The sequence below is a fragment of the Camelimonas abortus genome, assembly GCF_042432745.1.
GTDB classification, from domain to species: domain Bacteria; phylum Pseudomonadota; class Alphaproteobacteria; order Rhizobiales; family Beijerinckiaceae; genus Camelimonas; species Camelimonas abortus.
This window is the reverse complement of the sequence record NZ_JBHLWR010000006.1, coordinates 1,713,948-1,733,037: the sequence shown is the minus strand read 5'-3', so window position 1 is coordinate 1,733,037 and position 19,090 is coordinate 1,713,948. Positions and strand designations below refer to the sequence as shown.

Sequence of the window (19,090 nt, the reverse complement as noted above, 5' to 3'; positions counted from 1 at the left end):
GGAAACGTATGAAAGTGCCAGTTCGGCGTATGTCGCTTGTAGCCGCGCTTGTGGCGGGAGTTGCGGGCGCGGGAGCGCTGGCCGCGTCGCCAGCGCTGGCGCAGACCCTGCCTCCTGGCTGCGAAAAACTGCAGACCCTGCTGCTGCAGCGCAAGGCCGCCGTGGACGCCATCCAGAAACTCAGCGGCGGCGGCAAGAAAAAGATGGACCCGCGCGCCGCCTGCGCGGCCTTCGGCAAGCTGGTGGCCAACGGCGCCGAGACCATCAGGTGGGTTGAGTCCAACCGGGCATGGTGCCAGATACCGGACAGTTTCGCCCAGGGCCTCGAGCAGGACCACAAGAAGGCCGGCGAGATCCGCGCCCAGGCCTGCAAGGTGGCCGCCCAGATCACTGAAATGGAGAAGCGCGCCCGCGCCGAAGGCGCCCAGGGCGGCGGCCTTCTCGGCGGCCCGGGCCTCACCGGCCAGCGCCGCATCCCCTCCGGCGCGCTCTGACGGCGCGCTCCGGAAGGGCGCTGCTGGTCCCGGCGCGGCCGACGGCGGCGGACGCCGCGGCCGGCGTGGCCCCGGGGCGGACCGCAGGCTGCACAGGGGGCTGGGCATGAACGATGTCAGCGACGCGCTGAGACTACCTGACGCCGACCGCAACAACTGGGTCGACCGGCTGGCGCCGGCCTGGAGCCGGCCCTACCTGAAAATGGCGCGTATCGACCGGCCGGTGGGCTGGTGGCTGCTGCTGCTGCCGTGCTGGTGGTCGGCGACGCTGGCCGCCATCGCCCAGGGGCGCCCCTGGCCGGATCCGCTGCACATGGCGCTGTTTTTCATCGGAGCCGTGGCCATGCGCGGCGCCGGCTCCACCTGGAACGACATCGCCGACCGCGAACTGGACGCCCGCGTCGCCCGCACCCGCATGCGGCCGCTGCCTTCAGGGCAGATCACCGTTTTCCAGGCGTTCCTGTCGCTGGCGGCGCAGTGCCTGGTCGGCCTTGCGGTTCTGCTGTGCTTCAACCGCTTCGCCATCGTGCTGGGACTGCTGTCGCTGGCGCCGGTGGCGGTCTATCCGTTCATGAAGCGCGTCACCGACATGCCGCAGGCGGTGCTGGGCCTCGCCTTCGCCTATGGCGCGCTGATGGGCTGGGCGGCCGCCTGTGGCGCGCTCGCCGGTCCCGCCATCGCGCTCTACCTCGGCGCGGTGCTGTGGACCATCGGCTACGACACCATCTACGCCATCCAGGATCTGGAGGACGACGAGCTCGTTGGCATCCGCTCCTCGGCGCGGCTGTTCGGGCGCCGCGTGCGCCTTGCGGTCGGGCTGCTCTACGCCGCCGTCGTGGTCCTGTTCGCCATCGCCCTGTACGGCGCCGGCGCCGGCGTGGCGGGCTTCCTTGGTCTCGCCGGATTCGCCGGGCATCTGGCGTGGCAGACGCGGGGAATCGATCCGGCCGCGCCGGAGCGGGCGCTCAGGCTGTTCCGCTCCAACCGCGACGCCGGGCTGATCCTGCTGGCCGGCCTGCTGGCCGACGCGGCGACGCGCCTCGTCTGAACGGCGGGCGCCGGCGCTGCGCCGCGTCCGGCCGCGCCCGCGCGTCGTTCTTGCGTCCGGGCCTGCGGTCGCGGGATAATCACCGTCCGCCGCCGGCTCCGGCCGGCCTGGCGGGCCGCACGTCCAGTTTCCGGGGGGCAGAGCCATCGTCCAGCGCAGCACAACCAGCGATATTGCCGGCGACCCGGCCGGAGCCGAGGCGCTGCTTGAGGTGATGCGCCAGGCGGCGGTCGCCGGCGGCGAGATCGCCATGGCCTCCTTCGTTCCCGGCCGGCCCACCAGCGCCCGCGTGCGCTACAAGGCGGGCAATTCGCCGGTCTCGGACGCCGACGAGGCCGTCGACGCCTATCTGATGGAAACCCTCACCCGGGCGCTGCCCGCCGCCGGCTGGCTCTCCGAGGAGACCCGCGACGACCTCACGCGCCTGCAGCACGACCTGTGCTGGGTGGTCGATCCCATCGACGGCACCCGCGCCTATTGCCGCGGCGACAGCCACTGGACCATATCCATCGCCCTCGTCCAGGGCGGGCGGCCGGTGATCGGCGTTGTCCACGCGCCGGCGCTGGGCGAACATTACAGCGCCATCCGCGGGCGCGGGGCGCAGCGCAACGGCCAGCCGGCCTTCGCCTCCCGCCGGGAGACGGCGCGCGGCGCCCGCGCCGCCGGCCCCGGCCCGATGGTGGACCAGCTGGAGAACTACACGGGCGACCTGGTGAAGACGCCCAAGCTGCCGTCGCTGGCGCTGCGGCTGGCGCGGGTGGCGGCGGGCGACATCGATGTGGCGCTTGTTTCAGCAAATGCCCGTGATTGGGACATCGCTGCGGCCGATTTGCTCATAGAAGAGGCGGGAGGCGCGTTGACAGGACTGGACGGCTTCCTTCCGACGTATAACCTGCACGACCCGCAGCACGGCGCGCTGGTTTCCGCCGGCCGGTCGCTGCACGCGGAAGTGCTGCAGGGCGTGCAGGACCTGATGCGCCGCAACGGCTGGTCCTGACGCGCCGCCCGCGAGTCCGCGCCGGGACGCCGCCCATGGGGCGGCGCGGCGCGCGGCGGCGGGCCAGCAGGGGAGGAGACCCGCCATGTTCCGGGGAGGGGCGGCGCGCGCCTGCAGCCGCCGTGCGACTGACTGGCCATTACAGGGGCTCAAATGACAAACGCTTCGTCCAAACCGTCCAATCAGCTTCTTCACCTGGTGTTCGGCGGCGAACTCGTCGATCTCGACGGGGTCGAGTTCCGGGATCCCGACAGGCTGGACATCGTCGGCATTTTCCCCAACTACGCCAGCGCCTACGCCGCCTGGAAGGCCAGGGCCCAGAGCACCGTCGACAACGCGCTGATGCGCTACTTCATCGTCCACATCCACCGGCTGATCGACCCGGACCATGGCGGCCGCGGCTGAGGGTGCGGCCCGCGGCCGGCGGGCCGGAAAGGCGTTGTCCACCAGCGCCGCGCGACAGCGTTAATCCGCCGCGATTGCGGCGGATTTCGCCGATATCCCTTGCTTTTCACGCCGCACTCGGTGATCTGGAGCATCTGCCTGCCCGGCGGGCGTCCCGCGCCAGGGCCGCAGGCGGGCCGCCAGGGACGGATGGTTCGGAGCATATGGGATTCATCAAGCGCATCGGGCGGTCGCGGGCGGTGCAGGAAACCCTTGGCTTCCTGCTGGCGCGCTACCTGCGCCTGGTCCAGGCGACGACCCGGTTCCAGATGGACCCGCCGGACATCTATGACCGCATTGGTCCGCAGATGCCGGTGATCGTCGCCATGTGGCACGGGCAGCATTTCATGGTGCCCTTCGCCCGCCGGCCGCAGGATCCCGCCGCGGCGCTGGTGTCGCGCTCCGGCGACGGCGAGTTCAACGCCATCGCCCTGCGCCATCTGGGCGTGCGCGCCATCCGCGGCTCCGGCGCGCGCCGGCGCAGCCAGATCCGCGACAAGGGCGGCGCGCGCGCCCTCATCAGCATGGCCCGGGCCCTCGCCGGCGGCGAAATGGTGGTGATGACCGCCGACGTGCCCAAGGTGTCGCGCGTGTGCGGGCCGGGCATCATCGCCCTCGCGCGCATGTCCGGCCGGCCCATCTGCCCGGTGGCGGTGGTCAGCAGCCGCCGCATCGATTTCAACAGCTGGGATCACGCCTCCATCGGCCTGCCGTTCGGGCGCGGAGCCATCGTCATCGGCGAGCCGGTGAGCGTGCCCGCCGACGCCGGCGACGAACAGCTGGAGCAGGCGCGCCTCGCCGTGCAGAAAGGCCTCGACGACGTGCACGCGCGCGCCTACGCCCTCGTCGGTTCGCAGGATCCCGGCGCGGCCGTTCCCGCCGCCCGCGACCAGGGCGCGGCCGGGGCCGTCCGCAAACACGGAGAGCGCCGCTCATGAGCCCGATGCCTGTTTCGCTCAGGCTGTACCGCGCCGGCATGGGTCTCGCCGAGCCGTTCCTGCCTCTGGTGCTGGCGGCTCGCCGCCGGCGGGGCAAGGAGGATCCCGCCCGTCTCGCCGAGCGCCGCGGCGTCGCCGCCATTCCGCGTCCGCCGGGGCGGATCGCCTGGCTGCACGGCGCCAGCGTCGGCGAGACCATCTCCATCCTGCCCATCATCGAGCGGCTCACCCAGCGCAGTTTCACCGTGCTGGTCACCTCCGGCACCGTCACCTCCGCCACGGTGCTGGCGGAGCGGCTGCCGCCGGGGGCCATTCACCAGTACGCGCCGCTGGACGCGCCGCGCTATCTGCGCCGCTTCCTCGACCACTGGCGGCCGGACCTGGCGCTGGTGGCCGAATCGGAGCTGTGGCCGGGCATGATCATGGCGCTGGAGGAGCGCGGCGTGCCGCTGATCCTCGTCAACGGCCGCATGTCGGAGCGCTCGTTCCGGCGCTGGCGGCGGGCGCCGAAGACGGCCCGGGCGCTGCTGGGCTGCATCGACGTGGCCCTCACCCAGACCCCCGCCGACGCCGAGCGTCTGGCGCGGCTGGGCGCGCCGCGCGTCACCATCGCCGGCAACCTGAAGTTCGACGCGCCGGCCCCGCCGGCCGACGCCGAGACGCTGGCGCTGATGCAGGGCCAGGTGAGCGGCCGGCCGGTGTGGCTCGCCGCCAGCACCCACGGGCGCGAGGACGAGATCGCCTGCTATGTCCACATGGTGCTGAAGCAGCGCTGGCCGGACCTGCTCACCTTCATCGCTCCGCGCCATCCCCAGCGGGCCGCCGAAATCGCCGGCATCGCCGAGGCCGAGGGGCTGGAGGTGATGCGCCGCTCGGACGGCTACGCCCCAGGCTCGGCGACCGAGATCTACATCGTCGACGTCATGGGCGAGCTTGGCCTCTATTTCCGGCTCGCCCAGGCGGCGTTCATCGGCGGCTCGCTGGTGGAGCACGGCGGCCACAATCCCATCGAGCCGGCCAAGCTGCGCACGCCCATCGTGCACGGACCGCACGTTCACAATTTCAATGACGTTTACGCCGCCTTCGACGGCGCCGGCGGCGCCGCGCCGGTGACCGACCCCGACGAGCTGGCCGGAACCGTCGCCGCGCTGCTTGAGGACCAGGCCCGCGCCCGGCGCATGACCCGCGCCGCCGCCGGCGTGGTTGAACGTTACGGCGGCGCGCTGGAGCGCACCCTGCAGGCGATCGAGCCCTATATCCTGCAGATGGAGCTGGAGCGGCTCTGAGTCGCGGCGCGGGTCGCGCGCCGGGCGGCCGGGCCCCTGCCGGCGGGGCGCGCCTTCCTGCAGGGCTGAACGGGCGGAGAACGGCCAGATGCGGACACCCGGGTTCTGGTGGAGCGCGAAACCGGCCGCGCCGGCGCGGGCGCTGATGGCGGCGCTGGCCCCGGCGGCGGCGGCGTATGGCGCGCTCACCGCGCTGCGCATGGCGCGCCGCGGCGCGCGGGCCCCGCTGCCGGTGATCTGCGTCGGCAATTTCGTCGCCGGCGGCGCCGGCAAGACGCCCGCTGCTCTCGCCATCGCCGCGCGGCTGGCGGCGCTGGGGGCGCGGCCGGCCTTTCTCACCCGCGGCCACGGCGGAAGCCTCTCGCGCCGCTCCGGCGCGACGCGCGTCGATCCGGCCGCGCACACCGCCCGCGAGGCCGGCGACGAGCCCATGCTGCTCGCCGCCGTCGCGCCCACCTTCGTCGCCCGCGACCGGCTGGCCGGCGCAAGGGCCGCCCGCGCCGACGGCGCCGACGTGGCGGTGCTGGACGACGGGCTGCAGAATCCCGCCATCGTCAAGGATCTGGCCATCGCCGTGATCGACGGCGCCGTGGGCGCCGGCAACGGCCGGGTGGTTCCGGCCGGACCGCTGCGGGCGCCGCTGGCCGCGCAGTGGCCGCATGTGCATGCGGCGCTGGTGGTGGGCGAGGGGCCGCCGGGCGAAGCCATGGCCGACATGGCCCGCCTGCTGGGCAAGACCGTGCTGCGGGCGCGCCTCGCGCCAGACCCGGACGTGGCGGCGGCGCTGGGCGGGGCGCGGGTGCTGGCGCTGGCCGGCATCGGCCGGCCGGGCAAGTTCGTGGCGACGCTCGAGGAAACCGGGGCGGAGGTGGCGCGGCTCGCCGCCTTCGGCGATCACCACCCCTTCACCGTGGCGGAGATCGCGCCGCTGGTGGAGGAGGCGGCGCGCCGCGGGCTGCGGCTGGTCACCACCGCCAAGGACGCGGCGCGCATGGCGGCGGACGCGGCGCTGCGGCCGCTGCTGGCGCAGATGACCGTGCTGCCGGTGACGCTGCAGTTCGCCGACGTGGCGGAGGTGGACGCGCTGCTGGCCGGCGCGCTGGTCGCTGGGCCCAGGCCTGCGACGGCCTCCTGATCCGCGCCGCGCGGGGCCCTGCGGCGCCCAGCCGGGCCAGGCGGCGACGCCGCAACGCGGCCGCCTCCTGACGGGCGGTCTGGCGCGGGGCCCGGGGAAGGGGCCCCGCGGCGGCTTACGCCGGCTGGCCGCCGTCCTCTTTCCGGCCGCCGAGCCGGTAGCCGTGGGCCTTCAGCACCTCGGCCGGGGAGTAATAGGCTTCCTGGCGCTCCGCGCTCCAGTAGCGCAGCTCGTCCAGCGGGATCGGCCGGCCGGAGATGGCGCAGCGCACGAAATCGCCGGCGCGGATGACGCGGTAGTCGCCAGATTCATAGTGCAGCTTCGCTTCGGTCTGTGCGGCGTCGAATCTGGTCATGCGTTCAGGCTCCTCGCCCACTGGCGGGCGAAAACGGTGTTGCGCGGTCCCGCCGTCGCCGGCCGGGGCGGCGCGGTTACTGGCGTTATTACAGGTCCAGCGTCAGCATGTCATCGTCGCCGCCGGTCCGGCGTTTTGACGCGCGCCGGCGCCCGCCCGCCGGGGCGCCGCGCGGCTCCTCCGGCGCCGCGCCGTCATCGCGCGTGGCCAGCGCCCTGACCGCGCCGTCGGCGAACTGCAGCTCCAGCCGGGTTCCGGGCGGCGCGCCGGCGGCCGAGCGCACCGGCGCGCCCGCGGCCGTGCGCACCAGCGCGAAACCGCGCGCCAGCACGCCGTGATAGCTCAGGGTCCGCAGCATCTGGTCCAGCATCTCCAGCCGGTTCCGGCGCTGGCGGGCGGCGAGGCTCCAGGCGGCGGCGACGCGGCCGGCGCAGGCGTCGAAACGGGCGCGGCGGGCGCGCAGCTCCGCCCAGGGCGAATGGCGCGCCAGCGCGCCGCCGAGCTGCGCCAGACGGCGCGCCGCCGTCTCCGTGCGCCGGCGCTGCGCCGCCTGCAGGCGCGCGGCGGCCAGATCAAGCCGCTGGCGCGGCCCTTCCAGCGCCGCATGGCCGCGCGGCAGGGCGCGGGCGAGGGCGCGCAGCGTCTCCGCCCGCTGGCGGGAGAGCCGCGCCATGGCTCCGGTCTGGCGCCGTGACAGGTCGGCGAGCTGCGCCAGCAGCTCCAGCCGCACCGGCACGATTTTCTCCGCGGCGGCGGTGGGGGTGGGCGCGCGCAGGTCGGCGGCGTGGTCGATCAGCGTCCAGTCGGTTTCGTGGCCCACGGCCGAGACCAGCGGAATGGCGCTGGCGGCGGCGGCGCGCACCACCGCCTCGTCATTGAAGCTCCACAGGTCCTCCAGCGAGCCGCCGCCGCGGGCCACCACCAGCACGTCCGGCCGCGGCAGCGGCGCGTCCGGCGCCCCTTCCGGCAGGGCGTTGAAGCCGGCGATGGCGGCAGCCACCTCGGCGGCGCTGGTTTCGCCCTGCACCCGCACCGGCCAGACGATGACCCGGCGCGGAAACCGGTCCGCCAGCCGGTGCAGGATGTCGCGAATCACCGCGCCGGTGGGCGAGGTGATGACGCCGATCACCCGCGGCAGGAACGGCAGCGGCCGCTTGCGGGCCTCGTCGAACAGCCCCTCGGCGGCGAGGCGCCGGCGGCGCTCCTCCAGCAGCGCCATGAGCGCGCCGGCGCCGGCCGGCTCCAGATGCTCCACCACGATCTGGTATTTCGACTGGCCGGGAAAAGTGGTGATCCGCCCGGTGGCGATCACCTCCATGCCCTCCTCGGGGCGCACGCGCAGGCGGGCGAAAACTGTCCGCCAGATCACCGCGTCGATGCGGGCGCCGTCGTCCTTCAGGGCGAAATAGCAGTGGCCGGAGGAGTGGGGGCCGCGATAGCCGCTGACCTCGCCGCGCAGCCGCACATGGCCGAACTGGTCCTCCAGCGTGCGCTTCAGCGCCCCGGAGAGGGCGGAGACGGTCCACTCATGGGCGTTGGAGGCGGCGCTGGCGGCGTCGCCTTCTGCGGCGGGCGCGGTTTCTGCGCCGGTGCCGGCGAACAGCGGCGTGTCGGGAAGCGCGCCGTCGCCGGCGGCGCGGCTGCGTGACTTGCGGGAAGGGGCCATGGCGCCATTGTAAGGCGGCGGCGCCGCGCCCGCCAGTCGCCGCCGCCGCCGGCCAGGGGACGGGCGGGAGCGTGCGGCGTCGCGCCGGCATGAGGGCCGGCATTTGGGGGCCGGCGTTGCGGGCGGCATGCGGCGCGCGAAGCCCTGCCATGACGCCCGCCACGCCGGGCTTCGCGTAAATGTGCAGGCTTTTTGCGCCCCGAAGTGATAATGAGCGGGGCGCGTCCGCTCCCCCGCCGGGACTGCGGGTCGCGCTCCGGCCCCGCTCCGGCCGTATTGCCGGACAAGGATCCGGAACCGGAAAACAGGCGCGCGGCGTCCGCCGGCGCGTCGCTCCGTCACAGACAAGAGACATGCCGATGTCACGACAACTGTCCCTTTCCAAAGACAAGATTCGCGTCCTGTTGCTGGAGGGGATCAGCGACACCGCCGTCGAGCTGTTCCGCGCGGCCGGCTACACCAACGTCGAGCGCCTCAGCGGCGCCCTGGACGGCGAGGACCTGCGCAAGGCCCTGGAGGGGGTGCGCATGGTGGGCGTGCGGTCGCGCACCCAGCTCACCGCCGAGGTCATCAACGCCGCGCCGCGGCTCATCGCCATCGGCTGCTTCTCGGTGGGCACCAACCAGGTGAACCTGCCGGCCGCCGCGGCGCGCGGCGTTCCGGTGTTCAACGCCCCGTTCTCCAACACGCGCTCGGTGGCCGAGCTGACCATCGGCGAGATCATCATGCTGATGCGGCGCATTCCCGAGCGGTCGCGCGCCGCCCACGCCGGCCGGTGGGACAAGTCCGCCGCCGGCAGCTTCGAGGTGCGCGGCAAGACCCTGGGCATCGTCGGCTACGGCAACATCGGCAGCCAGCTGTCGCAGCTCGCCGAGGCGCTGGGCATGCGGGTGATCTACTACGACCAGACCGACCGGCTGCGTTACGGCAACACCGAGCCGGTGGAGACGCTGCGCGCGCTGCTGGAGCAGAGCGACGTGGTGTCGCTGCACGTGCCGGACACGCCGGTGACGCGCGGCATGATCGGCGAGGCCGAGATCCGCGCCATGAAGAAGGGCGCCTATCTCATCAACAACGCCCGCGGCAAGGTGGTGGACATTGAGGCCCTCGCCGCCGCCCTGCGTGACGGCCATCTCGCCGGAGCGGCCATCGACGTGTTCCCGGTGGAGCCGGGCTCCAACCGCGAGCCGTTCGTTTCGCCGCTGCAGGGGTTGCCCAACGTCATCCTGACGCCGCACATCGGCGGCTCGACCCAGGAGGCGCAGGAGCGCATCGGCGCCGAGGTGGCGCGCAAGCTGGTGGAATATTCCGACGTCGGCTCCACCATCGGCGCGGTGAATTTCCCGCAGGTGCAGCTGCCGACCACGCCGCATGGCGCGCGCTTCATTCACGTGCACCGCAACGTTCCGGGCGTGATGCTGCGCATCAACGAGACGTTCTCGCGCCACGGGCTCAACGTGAGCGCCCAGTACCTGCAGACCGCCGGCGACATCGGCTATGTGGTGCTGGACGTGGAGGGCGGCCGCGAGCGCGCCGCCGCCGCGGTGGCCGACCTGCGCGCCATCGAGGGAACCATCCGCGCGCGCCTGCTGTACTGAGCCGCAGCCGCCGCGGTCGCCCGCCCGCGCCGCGGGCAGGGGCGTTTTCCGCCAGTGACCCGCGCCGCCCCGCACCGGAAACAGGATTGCGCCGGCCGCCCGCCTGCGGCGCGGCGCGGTCCGCGCGAGCCGCCGCCCGTGCGCGGCGGGGCCGGCCGGACATTACCGCTTGAACGGGCGTGCCGGTCAGGCCAAAGAGACGGTCCAGTCAGGATCGCCAGATTTTCGGACGCCGGCGTCGCGAGAACGTCGATGTCCGGGGCAGGGGGATGGGCGAAAGCATGAGCAGCGAGACACCGCGGGCGCCGTCGACGGATGAGGCTTCCGGCGTAACGGGAGCGGACGCGGGGGAGCGCGTCGCCGCAGGCGTTCCGGCGTCCGGGGCGGGGGAGGAGAGCGTCGCGACGGAGATGGCGGTGGAGCTGCAGGGTCTGCTCGCGCGGCAGGAGGAGCTCGTCCGGCGTCTGCAGCGTGACAACGCCCTGCTGGCCGCGTCGCACGCGCGGCTGGTTGACGAGCTGGTGGCGACCTACGCCCGGCCGCACCGCCCGTTCCTGCGCTTCGCCAAGCGCCAGGTCCGCAGGCTGCAGCTGCTGCTTCAGGACACGATGGACGAGAACCGGGTGCTGCAACTGCGCCGCTCGTTCATCCATAACCAGCCGGAGCAGTTCCGGCGCGACGCGCTGGCGGCCATCGGCCGGCCCGTGGATGACCTCGCGCTGCGCGCGTGGGAAAATCTGGGGCGGGTGCCGCTGAAAGCCCGCCTGCTTGTCCAGGGCATGCGCTGGGCGGCGGCGGCGACCGGACTGTTCAGGCCGGATCTCGCCGCCCGGCTGCGCAACGGCGCCGACCGGCGCGATCCGTATATCCGCGCCTTTATGGATGCCACGCTGGCCGCCCGCGCCAGCCGGACCGACGTTCCGCTCATCACCGATCCCGCCCGCGCCGGCCGTATCTTCGTCTCCGATTTCCGGCTGCCGCGTCCGGACGTCTCCGCTGGCGAAAGGGCGACCGCCGGTCTGGTCAGGGACCTGGCGAGGCTCGGCTTCGAGGTGGTTTTCTGCCCGCTCGACATGGCGGAGAACCCCGCCAGCCGGAACATGCTCGAAGCCGCCGGAGCCAGGGTCGTCACCGCCCGGGACGGCTATCCGGACGTGCGCGCCTTTCTTCTGGCCCATGGCGGCGATTTCGGCGCGTTCTACCTGATCCGCATCGAGACGGCGGAAGCCATCCTGCCTTATGTCCGCATGCATGCGCCGGACGCGCGGGTCATTTTCCACGCGCCCGATCTCGCCTTCCTGCGGGAGCGGCGCGGCGCGGAGCTCTCCGGCAGTCCGGAGCAGCTCGGACATGCGGAGGCGACGGCCAGGCGCGAACTGGCCATGATGCAGGCCGCCGATCATGTCGCGCTGGTGAGTCCGGCCGAAGCGCCTTACGTCTCCGCGCATGTGGGCGCCGACCGCATCTCCGTGTTCCCGGCGCTGTATGGCGATGTTGCGCAGGACCCGCCGCCGTTCGGCGCCCGCGCCGACATCTTCTTTCTCGGCGGCTACGCCCACGCGCCCAACGTGGACGCCGTGCGCTGGTTCGTGGATGAGGTGTGGCCGCGGGTGCGCGCCGCCCTGCCGGAGGCGACGTTCCACATTCTTGGCGCCGAGGCGCCGGAGAGCGTGCGCGCCCTCGGCGAACGGCCGGGCGTGAAATTCGTCGGCTATGTTGAAGATCTGGCGCCGGCGCTGGCGGGCTTTCGCGTCGCCGTCGCCCCGCTGCTTTATGGCGCCGGCATCAAGGGCAAGGTCGCCATGGCCATGGGCGCGGGCGTCGCCACCGTCTGCACGGCCATCGCCGCCGAGGGCATGGACATCCGCCCCGGGGAGGACGCGCTGGTGGCCGACTATCCTGGCGCGTTCGCGGAGGCGGTGATCCAGGCATACCGCGACCCGGAGCTGTGGCGCCGGCTTTCCGCCAGCGGCCGCGCCCTCGTGGCGCGGAAATTCGGGGCGGAGGCGAACCTGCGCGCGCTCGCGCGTCTGCTGGACGAGGCGCATGTGCTGCCGCCGCGCCTCTACGCCGGCTGGATCGCGGCGCAGGCGCCGGACCCGGCCGGGTTCCGGACGTTTGACGGCGACGTCGTGGACGTCTCCATCATCATTCCGGTCCATAACCAGTGGCGGCTGACCCGGAACTGTCTCGTCTCGGCGCAGCAGGCGCTGCGTGATTTCGCCGGGAGCTACGAGGTCATTCTGGCCGACGACGCCTCCAGTGACGAAACCGTTCAGGCGCAGACGCTTTTCCCCGGTCTGCGCGTGACGCGCAACGACAGCAGCGTCGGCTTCCTGCGCAACTGCCGCAAGGCGGCTGCGACCGCCCGCGGCAGGCGCCTGCTGTTCCTCAACAACGACACGGTGGCGCTGCCTGGCTGGCTGGAGCCGCTGATGGCGGCCATGGAGGACGGGCGGGTCGCCATCGCCGGCTCGCTGCTGCTCTACCCGGACGGGACGATTCAGGATTGCGGCGCGGTCCTGCATTCGGACGGCTCGGCGACGCCTGTCGGCCGCGGCGCCCATCCCGCCGGTCCGTTCTGGCAGGGGGTGCGGGAGACGGATTACGTCACGGGCGCCGCCATGCTCGTCCGCCGCTCCTTCTGGGATGAGGTCGGCGGCTTCGACGAGCGTTACGCTCCCGCCTATTGCGAGGACTCCGATCTCGCCATGGCGGCGCGGGCGCGGGGCCATATGGTGGTTTGCGCGCCCGCGTCGCGCGTCATCCACTTCGAGCATGGCTCCTACGCGGCGGATCAGGCGTCGGCCCCACGCCGGATGTCTCGCGTGAATGGCGTGAAACTGTTGGAAAAATGGCGCGAGGAGTTCGTCCGGGATCACCTGCCGGCCGGCGTCGAGCCGCTGGTGGCGGCCGCTCACGCCGAACGCCGGCCTCCGGCGCCGGCTGTCGCGCGTCGCCGGAGCGGCCGGCTGAACGTGCTCTACTTCAGCCCGTTTCCTTCGCATCCGGACAGCCACGGCAACCAGGCGACCATCCAGTCGTTCGCCCGCCGTTTCCAGGCCATGGGCCACAAGGTTCATTTCGTGCTGCTGGAGAGCGGCATGTACTCGGCCACCGACCTGGAGCAGATGAAGGCGGCGTGGGACAGCCTTGACCTGCTGCCAAACTCCTGTCCGTTTAACGCCCACGACGAAAACGTGCCCTTCGACGGCTGGTACCAGGAGGGCACCGGCGAGCGCATCCAGCTGCTGTGCCGCAAGTACGACATCGACGTCGTGTTCTGCTCCTACGTGTTCCAGTCGCGGCTGCTGGAATACGTGCCGGCGCACATCCTCAAGGTCATCGACACCCACGACAAGATGGGCGACCGCTACGAGATGCTGCGGCGCAACAACCAGAAGCTGGAGTTTTTCTCCTGTACGCCGGAGGAGGAGGGCGCCTATCTGCGCCGCGCGGACATCGTGGTGGCCCGCCGGCAGGAGGAGGCGGACTATTTCAACGCCGTCACCGGACGGAACAGCGCCATCGTCATCCCGCACGTGGAGGACGCGCGCTATGTCGAGCGCCCGTTCACGAAGCTCGACGTCGTGGGGCTCGTGGCCAGCGCCAACCGCATCAATCTCGCCATCACCCTGGATTTCCTGAAGGCGGTGGAGCGGCGCGCCGGCGCCGGGGGGCCGCCGTTCTCGGTGCGGATCGCCGGCCAGGTCAAGAACATGGTCCGCGACCTGCCGGCGGCGGATCAGGCGCTGTTCGCGCGGCCGTGGGTGACCATGTGCGGTTTCGTTGAAGACATCGGCGACTTCTATCGCAGCGTCGATCTGGTGGCGTCGCCGGTCACCATGGGCACGGGCATCAATGTGAAGACCGTGCAGGCCATGGCCTACGGCATGCCGCTGGTGACCACCGCCTGGGGCGCCAAGGGCATCGAGACGGGGCATCCCCTGCACGGCCACAAGGATCTCGACGCCCTGGCGCAGACGCTGTTCGCCCTGCGGGACGATCCGGCGCGCCTCGCGGAGCTGGCCGAAACCAGCCGGCGCAGGTACGACAGTTTCCTGGCCGCGGCCCAGGCGGCCATGGCGGCCATGTTCGCGCGCGTCAGGACGGAGTGAGTCCGCCGCGCGGGCCGTGGCGACAGGAGAGGGCGCCCGTCCGGCTTCGTTCGCGAGACCGGCGGCGGACACGATGAAGGGACGACAGTGACGGATCCGGCCAACCGCCAGACGGCGTTCATCCGCGAATATTTCGCCGAGACGCAGCGGCTCATGGGGCTGCTGGACGCGCTCGCGCCGGAGATTTCCCGGGCCGCAGAGGCCTGGATGACGGCGCTGCGCAACGGCAACAAGGTTATCTTCTGCGGCAACGGCGGCTCGGCCGCCGACGCCCAGCACCTCGCCGCCGAGCTCATGGGCCGCTTCCTGTTTGATCGCGAGCCCATGGCGGCGCTCTCACTCACCGTCGACACCTCGGCGCTCACCGCCATCGGCAACGACTACGGCTATGACGACGTGTTCGCCCGCCAGCTGCGCGGCGTCGGCAGGGCCGGGGACGTGCTGTTCGGCATGTCGACCAGCGGCAACAGCGCCAATGTGGTGAAGGCCTTCGCCTGCGCCAGGGAAATGGGCGTTTACGCCATCGGCCTCACCGGCGCCAGCGGCGGCCGCATGGAGGCCGTCGCCGACCTGATGATCCGCGTCCCCCATGAGCGCACCAACCACATCCAGGAGGCCCACATCGCCATCGGCCACCTGATCTGCGCCATCGTGGAGAACACGCTTTGCTCGCCCAGGCGGTAATCCTGTGCGGCGGCCTCGGCACGCGGCTTGGCGAGCTCACCGCTTCGACTCCCAAGCCCATGCTGCCGGTGGCGGGCCGCCCCTTCCTTGAGCACCTGATCCAGGAAACGGCCCGTTTCGGCGTGGAGCGCATCCTGCTGCTGGCCGGACGCTTCGGCGAGCAGGTGGCCGCCGCCTATCACGGCGCGCGCCGCTACGGCGCCGACATTGCGGTGCTGGTCGAGCCGGAGCCCCTCGGCACCGGCGGCGCGCTGCGCTTCGCCCGCAATGCGCTCGATCCCACGTTCATGCTGCTCAACGGCGATTCGTGGATCGACGCCGACCTCACCCGCTTCATGGCGGACTGGGAGGCGCGGCGGCGCGCCCGCCCCCAGGTGAAGGCGGCGCTGCTGCTGCAGCACGTGGACGACGCCGGCCGTTACGGCAGCGTCACCGCGGCGGACGGCATGGTCGTGGCCTTCGCCGAGAAGACCGCAGGCGCCAGCGGCCGGCCGGGGCTGATCAACGCGGGCGTCTACATCATCGACCGCTCCGTCGTCGACGCGCTGCCGGCCCGCGGCGCCGCGTCGCTGGAGAAGGACGTGCTGCCCGGTCTGGCCAGCGCCGGCGCGGTGGTCGCCCACGCGGCGCAGCCGGGGCGGTTTTTCATCGACATCGGCGTTCCGGAAACCTTCGCCGCGGCGGAGCGGGGCCTGCAGCGGGCGCGCACCCGCCCGGCGCTGTTCCTCGACCGCGACGGCACGCTCAACGTCGACGCCGGCTACACCCACCGTCCCGGGGACCTGCAGTGGAACTCCGGCGCGCGCGAGGCCATCCGCTGGGCCAATGACCACGGCTATTTCGTCTTCGTGGTCACCAATCAGGCGGGGGTGGCGCGCGGCTATTACGACGGGGCTGCGGTGCTGGCGTTTCACCGCGCCATGCAGCGCTCGCTGTTCGAAATCGGCGCCCATATCGACGCCATCGAATGGTGCCCGCATCACCCGGAGGGAACGGTGGCCGCCTTCAGCCACGCCTGCCGCCGGCGCAAGCCGGAGCCCGGCATGCTGCTGGACCTGATGGCGCAGTGGCCGGTGGATCGCGACCGCAGCCTGATGGTCGGCGACAGGGAAAGCGACATGCAGGCGGGCGCCGCCGCCGGCGTGGCCACGGCCCTTTATACCGGCGGATCGCTGCTGGAGCTGGTGCGGGACAGGCTCGCAGGCTGAGCCCGGCGGCGAGCGTCACCCCGCCCGGCGTGCGCGCCGCGCAGTCCGCCGCGCCGGCCTGCTTTTTTGCGGGCGCTTCGCCGGCCGGCGCGGGCGGCGCGTCTCAGGCCGGCGCCGGAACGCCCGCCGCCGTGGCCATGGCGAACAGCGGCAGGGCCACGGGCGCGTCGTGGTCGCGGAAGGCGGCGCCTTCGTGGGTGAGCAGCCAGCGCTTGCGCGCCAGGCCCGCGGCGTAGCCGCCGAGGCTGCCGTCGCTGGCGATCACCCGGTGGCAGGGAACCACGACGCCGATGGGGTTGGCGCCATTGGCCTGGCCGACGGCGCGCACGGCCCGCGGCGTGGCGCCGGCCATCGTGGCCAGCTCCGCGTAGCTGCGGGTTTCGCCCGGCGGAATCTGGCGCAGCGCCGCCCATACCCGCTGCTGGAACGGCGTGCCGCTGGTGGCGACGGGCACGGCGTCCAGCGCCGCGAGCTCGCCGGAAAAATAGGCGTCGAGCGCGTCGGCGATGGCGGCGGGGGCCTGGCCTTCCGCGGGGCGCAGCGCCGGATAGTGGCGGCGCAGCAGCCGCTGCATGCGCGCTTCATATCCCTCCCAGTCGAGGGCGCGCAGCACGCCGTTTTCATCGCTCGCCAGCAGGATGACGCCGGCTGGGGCAGGGAAACGGGACAGGACCAGCCGCGCGGGCTGGCGGGACGGATTTCCGGTCATGGCGTGCTCCTGTTGCGCGGGCTGGCGCCGGCTCCGCGGCGTGCGGCCGGCGCGCCCTGCCGTTGACCGGACGCGTCGCCGGGGCATGGCGGCCGCGGCGGGTGCGTCCGCCGCCGACTATGACAGCGCGGCGCCGCCATGGCCAGAGGCGGCGCGACGGCGGCCCGCGGGGCGGCCTGACCCGGCCGTCGCTTCCGCGCCGGCCGCGCTTCGCCGGGCCGGACCCCGCCGGAACGGCCGGGCGCGGCGGCCCGTCGCCCTGGCGCGACAGGCTGGAGCCGCGGCGCGTTTCAGGGTATGCCCGAAAGAGTGGCGCCGGCTTGCAGGAGGATTTCCCATGACGGACGCGCAGCGCATCACCGAGCTCGAGATTCGCGTCGCCGAGCAGGAGAAGACCATCGAGGAGCTGTCCCAGGTGGTCGCCGGCCACTGGCATGACATCGACCAGCTCACGCGCAAGGTGGACGCCCTGACGCGGCGCCTGCTGGCGCTGGAGGAGCAGCTTGCGCCCGAGGCGCCGGTGACCCGCCCGCCGCACTGGTGAGGTCCGCCCGGGCGGCGGGGCCGGGGCGGGCACGCGGGCCCGGCGCGGCGGCCCGGCCTGCGCGCCAGGCGTTGATCCGCCGCCGGCGCGGCGGCTGCGTCCCCTCCGGCGGGGTTTCCCTGTTCCGCGTTCGCCGTGTCGTCGCCGTGCGGCGTCGCCGGGCGTCCGGTCCGCGCGCGGCCGTTCCTGCCCGCCGCCTTTACCTTTCCCTCTCCCGCTTTTCCTGTTCCGGTTTCGCGCTCCCCGATTTCCCGCGTCATGGCGGGGCATGACGCGGGCGTCCATGGGAGGGCGCCGCGTCGCCGCGGCCGGGCCGTGTAAAGGACCCTTGCGGCCGGCCCGGGCATGACCGGGGAAGGGGCGGGCGAGAGAAAGGCGGCGACGGGCGTGCTGGCGGCCGCAGGCCCTGCGCCTAATCGAATTTCAGCGGCGGCGGGTCGTCCTGGCCGCCGAAGCCGCCGGGGGCGGCCGGCGTGTCCTGCCCGCCGCCAAGACTGCGGAACTGCTGCTCCACCGCACTGTCGTCGATCAGCTTCACCTCCCCCAGCCAGTAGGTCACGGACGAAGGCCAGAAGATGACGATGGCCACCAGGATCAGCTGCATGATCACCCAGGGCGCGGCGCCCCAGTAAATGTCGGCGCTCTTCACCTCCCGCGGGGCGACGCCGCGCAGGTAAAACAGCGCGAAGCCGAAGGGCGGGTGCATGAAGCTGGTCTGCATGTTCACGCAGATCAGCACGCCGAACCAGATCAGGTTGATGTCCAGCCTGGCCGCCGCCGGCGCCAGCAGCGGAATGACGATGAAGGCGATCTCGAAGAAGTCGAGAAAGAACGACAGCAGGAAAATGAAGATGTTGACGAAGATCAGGAAACCGGTCTGGCCGCCGGGCAGGTGCGAGAGCATGTGCTCGATCCAGCGGCCGCCGTCCATGCCCTGGAACACCAGGCTGAAGCAGGTGGAGCCGATGAGGATGAACACCACCATTGCGGTGATGCGCATGGTGTTCTCCATGCCCTCCCAGCACAGCCTCCAGGTGAGGCGCCGGTGCAGCGCCGCCAGCGCCAGCGCGCCCACGGCGCCCATGGCGCCCGCCTCCGTCGGCGTGGCCAGTCCAAGGAAAATCGTGCCCAGCACCAGGAAAATCAGCGCCACCGAGGGGATCATGCCCCACAGCACGCGCCCCGCCAGCCGCCAGTCCAGCTCGCCGCGCGCCTCCGGCGGCAGCGGCGGCATGGCGTTGGGCCGCAGCAGCGCCAGCACCGCCACGTAGAGGAGGAAGATGAGCACCTGCAGCAGCGACGGGCCGATGGCGCCCAGATACATGTCTCCCACCGAGCGGCCGAGCTGGTCGGCCAGCACCACCAGCACCAGCGACGGCGGAATGAGCTGCGTGATGGTGCCCGAGGCGGCGATGACGCCGGTGGCGAGGCGCATGTCGTAGCCATGGCGCATCATCACCGGCAGCGAGATCACGCCCATGGCGATCACCGATGCGGCCACCGCGCCGGTGATGGCGCCGAGGATGGCGCCCACCACGATCACCGCGAAGGCGAGGCCGCCGGGCACGCCGCCGAACAGCTTGCCCGTGCCCTCAAGCAGGTCTTCGGCGAGGCCGCAGCGCTCCAGAATGGCGCCCATATAGGTGAAGAACGGGATCGCCAGCAGCAGGTCGTTGGAGATGACGCCGAAAAAACGCAGCGGCAGCGCGGAAAGAAAGTCGGCGTTGAAATGGCCGGTCCACACGCCGAGCATCCCGAAGGCCAGCCCCACCGCCGCCAGCGTAAAGGCGACCGGAAAGCCGGCCAGCATGAAGCAGATCATGCCGAAGAACATCAGGGGCGGGAAAACGCCGTACTCGAACATCC

At 72.4% G+C, this 19,090-nt stretch carries 16 protein-coding genes; 12 read left to right on the top strand and 4 right to left on the bottom strand.

Going from position 1 to position 19,090, the window contains the following annotated elements; genetic code table 11:
- Positions 1-8 precede the first annotated feature (8 nt).
- The 7 genes from ACFFJB_RS09830 (at position 9) to lpxK (ending at position 6,342) form a co-directional block, all read left to right on the top strand.
- On the top strand, positions 9-494 hold the full coding sequence (locus ACFFJB_RS09830; RefSeq protein WP_376831088.1) for a hypothetical protein: 486 nt from the start codon (positions 9-11) through the stop codon (positions 492-494).
- 106 nt (positions 495-600) lie between these two features.
- The gene (ubiA, locus tag ACFFJB_RS09825) at positions 601-1,542 is read left to right on the top strand and encodes a 4-hydroxybenzoate octaprenyltransferase (protein WP_376831086.1); all 942 of its coding nucleotides are present in this window, start codon (positions 601-603) and stop codon (positions 1,540-1,542) included.
- 214 nt (positions 1,543-1,756) lie between these two features.
- On the top strand, positions 1,757-2,539 hold the full coding sequence (locus tag ACFFJB_RS09820) for a 3'(2'),5'-bisphosphate nucleotidase CysQ (RefSeq protein WP_376832631.1): 783 nt from the start codon (positions 1,757-1,759) through the stop codon (positions 2,537-2,539).
- A gap of 153 nt (positions 2,540-2,692) precedes the next feature.
- A complete protein-coding gene (locus ACFFJB_RS09815) occupies positions 2,693-2,944 on the top strand; it encodes a DUF4170 domain-containing protein (RefSeq protein ID WP_376831084.1) in 252 nt (83 codons plus the stop codon).
- A gap of 203 nt (positions 2,945-3,147) precedes the next feature.
- A complete protein-coding gene (locus ACFFJB_RS09810; RefSeq protein WP_376831082.1) occupies positions 3,148-3,921 on the top strand; it encodes a lysophospholipid acyltransferase family protein in 774 nt (257 codons plus the stop codon).
- Positions 3,918-5,207 (top strand): 3-deoxy-D-manno-octulosonic acid transferase, encoded by a 1,290-nt coding sequence (locus ACFFJB_RS09805; protein ID WP_376831080.1) that lies wholly within the window; start codon positions 3,918-3,920, stop codon positions 5,205-5,207. Before ACFFJB_RS09810 ends, ACFFJB_RS09805 begins: the two co-directional genes overlap by 4 nt.
- An 88-nt stretch (positions 5,208-5,295) precedes the next feature.
- Positions 5,296-6,342 carry a tetraacyldisaccharide 4'-kinase gene (gene lpxK / locus ACFFJB_RS09800; RefSeq protein ID WP_376831078.1) on the top strand — a complete coding sequence of 349 codons (1,047 nt, stop codon included), beginning with the start codon at positions 5,296-5,298 and terminating at the stop codon, positions 6,340-6,342.
- A gap of 115 nt (positions 6,343-6,457) precedes the next feature.
- Here the strand turns inward: lpxK and ACFFJB_RS09795 are convergent, their stop codons facing one another.
- Together ACFFJB_RS09795 and xseA are read right to left on the bottom strand one after the other, a co-directional pair.
- Positions 6,458-6,697 (bottom strand): DUF2093 domain-containing protein, encoded by a 240-nt coding sequence (locus ACFFJB_RS09795; RefSeq protein ID WP_376831076.1) that lies wholly within the window; start codon positions 6,695-6,697, stop codon positions 6,458-6,460.
- 88 nt (positions 6,698-6,785) lie between these two features.
- Complete coding sequence (gene xseA / locus ACFFJB_RS09790; RefSeq protein ID WP_376831074.1) at positions 6,786-8,363, bottom strand: exodeoxyribonuclease VII large subunit; 1,578 nt, start codon at positions 8,361-8,363, stop codon at positions 6,786-6,788.
- A gap of 359 nt (positions 8,364-8,722) precedes the next feature.
- Here xseA and serA point away from each other — a divergent pair, with 359 nt between their 5' ends.
- From serA to ACFFJB_RS09770, 4 genes are all read left to right on the top strand, one after another.
- On the top strand, positions 8,723-9,961 hold the full coding sequence (serA, locus tag ACFFJB_RS09785) for a phosphoglycerate dehydrogenase (RefSeq protein ID WP_376831072.1): 1,239 nt from the start codon (positions 8,723-8,725) through the stop codon (positions 9,959-9,961).
- A 281-nt stretch (positions 9,962-10,242) separates the two neighbouring features.
- Positions 10,243-14,079, top strand: a complete 3,837-nt coding sequence (locus tag ACFFJB_RS09780) for a glycosyltransferase (protein WP_376831070.1) — start codon at positions 10,243-10,245, stop codon at positions 14,077-14,079.
- 87 nt (positions 14,080-14,166) lie between these two features.
- A complete protein-coding gene (locus tag ACFFJB_RS09775) occupies positions 14,167-14,763 on the top strand; it encodes a D-sedoheptulose-7-phosphate isomerase (protein WP_376831068.1) in 597 nt (198 codons plus the stop codon).
- Positions 14,745-15,971 (top strand): HAD-IIIA family hydrolase, encoded by a 1,227-nt coding sequence (locus tag ACFFJB_RS09770; RefSeq protein ID WP_376831066.1) that lies wholly within the window; start codon positions 14,745-14,747, stop codon positions 15,969-15,971. The genes ACFFJB_RS09775 and ACFFJB_RS09770 overlap by 19 nt, the downstream gene beginning before the upstream one ends.
- A 103-nt stretch (positions 15,972-16,074) precedes the next feature.
- On the opposite strand, the gene ACFFJB_RS09765 is transcribed toward ACFFJB_RS09770, so the two are convergent.
- Complete coding sequence (locus ACFFJB_RS09765; RefSeq protein ID WP_376831064.1) at positions 16,075-16,680, bottom strand: methylated-DNA--[protein]-cysteine S-methyltransferase; 606 nt, start codon at positions 16,678-16,680, stop codon at positions 16,075-16,077.
- Positions 16,681-17,017: 337 nt separating this feature from the next.
- On the opposite strand from ACFFJB_RS09765, the gene ACFFJB_RS09760 reads away from it, so the two are divergent.
- Positions 17,018-17,224 carry a SlyX family protein gene (locus ACFFJB_RS09760; protein WP_376831062.1) on the top strand — a complete coding sequence of 69 codons (207 nt, stop codon included), beginning with the start codon at positions 17,018-17,020 and terminating at the stop codon, positions 17,222-17,224.
- 412 nt (positions 17,225-17,636) lie between these two features.
- Here the strand turns inward: ACFFJB_RS09760 and ACFFJB_RS09755 are convergent, their stop codons facing one another.
- A complete protein-coding gene (locus ACFFJB_RS09755; RefSeq protein WP_376831060.1) occupies positions 17,637-19,088 on the bottom strand; it encodes a TRAP transporter large permease in 1,452 nt (483 codons plus the stop codon).
- Positions 19,089-19,090 lie beyond the last annotated feature (2 nt).